Source organism: Enterococcus sp. C102(2024), assembly GCF_040888205.1.
In the GTDB taxonomy this organism is placed as follows: Bacteria; Bacillota; Bacilli; order Lactobacillales; family Enterococcaceae; genus Enterococcus; species Enterococcus faecalis.
On the sequence record NZ_JBFOHH010000013.1, the window covers coordinates 1 to 3,910 of the forward strand.

Here is a 3,910-nt window from a genome sequence, read left to right on the forward strand (position 1 = left end):
CATAATAGAGCGTGGCGTAAGGTCTACCAGTTGGGCAAGATATTCCTGTGTCCACCCTTTTGCTTCCCGAGCTTTTTTTATCGCTATACCTAACGGCTTAAAATCAAGTTTTCTTTCATCTTGGTACATTTTAATATCACCCTATATCATTGTACATTTCGGGTGATGATATTTGAACGAAGTATGATTTTATGTTTAGTAGTGTATAATTTCGTATTAGTGGAGAGAAAATTGCTATTATTCGTCATTCCGTATATAATAATTATATACTCTTTGCGAAAGGAAGTTGATATTATGGATTACATTTCTGTGAAAGCCGCTTCTGAAAAATGGGGCATATCGGAAAGACGGATACAAAAATTATGTGAGGAAAATCGCATTGACGGAACTGAAAAATTTGGTCGTGCATGGATGATACCAAAAGATGCAGAAAAACCCGTTGATGGACGTATGAAAACAAGGAACAAACAGGAGGAGAATCATGGAATTTAATGAAAAGCTACAACAGCTTAGGACTGGAAAGAACTTAACGCAGGAACAACTTGCGGAGCAATTATATGTATCAAGAACAGCCATTTCAAAATGGGAAAGCGGCAAGGGTTACCCTAACATTGAGTCGCTCAAGTGTATTTCTAAATTCTTTTCTGTGACCATAGATGAACTACTATCGGGCGAAGAACTGATTACACTTGCCGAAACTGAAAATCGTTCCAACTTGAAAAAGATTTACAACTATATTTATGGAATATTGGATATGATGGCAGTTGCGTTTATATTTCTTCCGTTATATGGAAACTCTGTTGGCGGTTATGTTTATGCGGTCAATCTACTATCATTTACAGCCACCACACCATTCAATCTTGCAGTCTACTGGAGTGCTTTTGCCGCCTTGATTGTAATAGGGATTGCTAAAATAATACTTACCCATTTAGATAAAGAAACATGGGGCGGCATTGCTACAAAATGCTCCCTTGGACTCACTGCTTTGGCTATCTGTTTCTTAGCAGCAGCAAGAGAACCATATATAACAGCACTTATGTTTCTGCTGTTTGTCGCAAAAATAGTTGTTTGGATTAAGCAGAACGGAACAAAGTAAAAACGATATAAATCCCTTGAAATAGGCTCTGACACGATAAGTGTCGGGGCTTTTTTTCATGTTGACATGATAGATGTAGGCGATGTGACGGTAGGTTTCTTGGCTTTTGATATAGCTCCTGTGATAATAAAATTGTGGTCAGTGAAAACAAGAACAGCAACCAACGGAAAGGAAAATCAAATATGGATTATATCATTGAAACAGAAAATCTTACGAAGCGATACGGAACAGCCACCGTTGTCGATAAGGTCAATCTTCATGTGCCAACGGGCAAAATTTATGGTTTGCTCGGCAGAAACGGAGCAGGCAAAACCACAGCAATGAAAATGATGTTGCAGCTTGCTTTCCCAACGGAGGGAACGGTACGCTTGTTTGGCACAAACTATAAGGAAAATATCCATACCCTTTATAGCAAAGTAGGCTCTATTATCGAAACACCGGGATTTTACAGTAATTTAACAGGGTATGAGAATTTGCAAATTCTCGCTAAACTGCGAGGGGGAGTATCTAAAAGTGGAGTAGAAAAAGCTCTTGAAGTTGTGGGGCTGCATAAGGAGAAAAGAAAAGTCTTTTCCGATTATTCCCTCGGAATGAAGCAACGGCTTGGTATTGCCGCCGCCATTATGCACGAGCCGGAGCTTTTAATACTTGACGAACCGATTAACGGACTTGACCCCATTGGAATAGTTGAAATACGCTCACTTTTATCTGAACTTAGTCACAATCATGGCATTACCATTTTTATCTCAAGCCATGTTTTAAGCGAGATTGAACAGATAGCAGATATTATCGGCGTTATGCACGAGGGGCATTTAGTAGAGGAAGTGAATATATCCGAGCTTCACAAAAGGAATCGAAAATACATTCAATTTGATTTATCTGACAGTGAGATAGCTGGAAAGATTTTAGAAAGCCACTACCACATGACGGATTTTACAGTGCAGGACGGTACGGTGAGAATTTATGACTTTAGCCAAAGTGTTGGAGAAATCAATCGAGAATTTGCACGAAATGGACTGCTCGTGACAAGGATAGATGATAGTGAGGAAAACTTAGAGGACTACTTTTCTAAACTGATTGGAGGTGGCGGTATTGCTTAATCTTATTTCTTGTGAATTATTAAAACTAAAGCGTTCAAAAATGGTGCTAATTAGTGTGGCAGGGGTATTATCTACCCCACTTTTGATGTTAATAGAAGCCTTGCAAACACATTTTGATAAGCCGGAGATTATCTTTACCTTGTCTGACATATACAGCGACAGTGTACTGTATATCATGCTGCTGGTAAACATTATGATATATGTGGCAATTGCAGCTTACTTGTTTAGCAGAGAGTACACAGAAAGCACACTCAAAACCATATTGCCCATACCCATTTCAAGGACAAAACTATTAATTGGAAAATTTTGCACCCTGCTTCTTTGGATTGTTATGCTCACCCTTGTAACATGGGCAGGTATATTTATCGCTTGTGGGCTATATCACGCTGTCTTTACATTGGAGGGATATAGCTTACTAGTGGCAATAGTATGGCTCCCCAAGTTTTTGTTTGGCAGTATCCTGATGTTTTTAACAGTTTCTCCTTTTGTGTTTGTTGCTATGAAAACAAAAGGATTTGTCGCCCCGATGATTGGCTCTGCCGTGATTGTCATGGGAAGTGCCGCACTTTCAAATCAAGAATGGGGAGCGTTGTATCCGTGGACAGCCACCTATTTCTTGGTGCAGGGTAAACTTCAGAGTACCGGCTATCCTACACTGCTGTCTGTATCTATTATTATTCTTGTATCAGCAGTTGGTTTTCTTATGACCTTTCATCATTTTAAAAAGGAGGATTTGAAATAATGGTACTTGATTTTATAGAAATTTTAAAAGTTATTTTTCTTGGAATTGTTGAGGGTATTACTGAGTGGCTACCTATCAGCAGCACAGGACATATGATTCTTGCGGACAAATTTATCACACTTAATATGAGCGAAGCATTTAAAGAAATGTTTTTTGTTGTTATTCAACTTGGAGCTATACTCGCAGTGGTTGTAATGTTTTGGAACAAGATGTTTCCATTTCAGCTAAAGGATAAATCGCAGCCACTTGTTAAAAAGGATACTTTCTCGTTGTGGTTCAAGGTTGCGGTAGCTTGTGTACCGTCAGCTATTATGGGGATTTTATTTGATGATTATTTGGATGCTTACCTCCAAACCCCCATTGTGATTTCAATCATGTTAATCTTTTATGGTTTGTTATTCATTCTCATAGAAAATTGGAATAAAAAGCGTACTCCTACTACTATGGCACTTTCTGACATCAGCTATAAAACAGCAATCTTGATAGGGGCATTTCAAGTGTTATCACTTATACCCGGCACATCACGGTCGGGAGCAACGATTATAGGTGCTTTACTCCTAGGAGTTTCACGAGTGGCAGCAGCAGAGTTTACTTTTTTCCTCGCAGTACCTACTATGCTTGGAGCAAGTGCTTTTAAGCTGTTAAAATTCGGGTTTGATTTTACAAGTGCAGAACTGCTCGCTCTTGTTCTCGGTATGGCTGTGGCATTTGCGGTATCTGTCTTAGTAATTAAATTCCTAATGAACTTTATCAAAAAACATGATTTTAAGGTGTTTGGTTGGTATCGAATTGTGCTTGGTATACTTGTTGTACTTACAACAGTAATGTGATAGAAAAACAATTCCATAAGCAATAATCTGCCGCACGACGGCAAAAGAAAAAAGCCGTCGTACAGCAGACATATTTTCACGCCTATGAAACGGTGGCTTTGATTTTCAGAGCCGCCGTTTCTTTGCGTTTACACAAACCAAT

6 protein-coding genes are annotated in these 3,910 nt (G+C 38.9%); 5 read left to right on the forward strand and 1 reads right to left on the reverse strand.

What is annotated here, in order from left to right:
- A partial coding sequence (locus tag AB3I34_RS13855) for a helix-turn-helix transcriptional regulator (protein ID WP_002383643.1) occupies positions 1-129 on the reverse strand: 129 nt, incomplete at its 3' end.
- A gap of 165 nt (positions 130-294) precedes the next feature.
- Here AB3I34_RS13855 and AB3I34_RS13860 point away from each other — a divergent pair.
- The 5 genes from AB3I34_RS13860 (at position 295) to bcrD (ending at position 3,768) form a co-directional block, all read left to right on the forward strand.
- Entirely contained in the window at positions 295-492 is a 198-nt protein-coding gene (locus tag AB3I34_RS13860; RefSeq protein WP_000384569.1) for a helix-turn-helix domain-containing protein, read from the forward strand.
- Positions 482-1,096 (forward strand): bacitracin resistance transcriptional activator BcrR, encoded by a 615-nt coding sequence (gene bcrR / locus AB3I34_RS13865; RefSeq protein ID WP_000395511.1) that lies wholly within the window; start codon positions 482-484, stop codon positions 1,094-1,096. Before AB3I34_RS13860 ends, bcrR begins: the two co-directional genes overlap by 11 nt.
- Positions 1,097-1,278: 182 nt before the next feature.
- Entirely contained in the window at positions 1,279-2,196 is a 918-nt protein-coding gene (gene bcrA / locus AB3I34_RS13870; RefSeq protein WP_104765562.1) for a bacitracin ABC transporter ATP-binding protein BcrA, read from the forward strand.
- Positions 2,189-2,938 carry an ABC transporter permease gene (locus AB3I34_RS13875; RefSeq protein WP_000933358.1) on the forward strand — a complete coding sequence of 250 codons (750 nt, stop codon included), beginning with the start codon at positions 2,189-2,191 and terminating at the stop codon, positions 2,936-2,938. Before bcrA ends, AB3I34_RS13875 begins: the two co-directional genes overlap by 8 nt.
- Positions 2,938-3,768 (forward strand): bacitracin resistance undecaprenyl-diphosphatase BcrD, encoded by an 831-nt coding sequence (gene bcrD / locus AB3I34_RS13880; protein ID WP_128713131.1) that lies wholly within the window; start codon positions 2,938-2,940, stop codon positions 3,766-3,768. Before AB3I34_RS13875 ends, bcrD begins: the two co-directional genes overlap by 1 nt.
- The last annotated feature ends 142 nt before the right edge of the window (positions 3,769-3,910 follow it).

Coding starts and splice junctions, on each gene's coding strand:
- AB3I34_RS13860 (WP_000384569.1), top strand. CDS start 295: ATGGATTACATTTCTGTGAAAGCCGCTTCTGAAAAATGGGGCATATCG.
- bcrR (WP_000395511.1), top strand. CDS start 482: ATGGAATTTAATGAAAAGCTACAACAGCTTAGGACTGGAAAGAACTTA.
- bcrA (WP_104765562.1), top strand. CDS start 1,279: ATGGATTATATCATTGAAACAGAAAATCTTACGAAGCGATACGGAACA.
- bcrD (WP_128713131.1), top strand. CDS start 2,938: ATGGTACTTGATTTTATAGAAATTTTAAAAGTTATTTTTCTTGGAATT.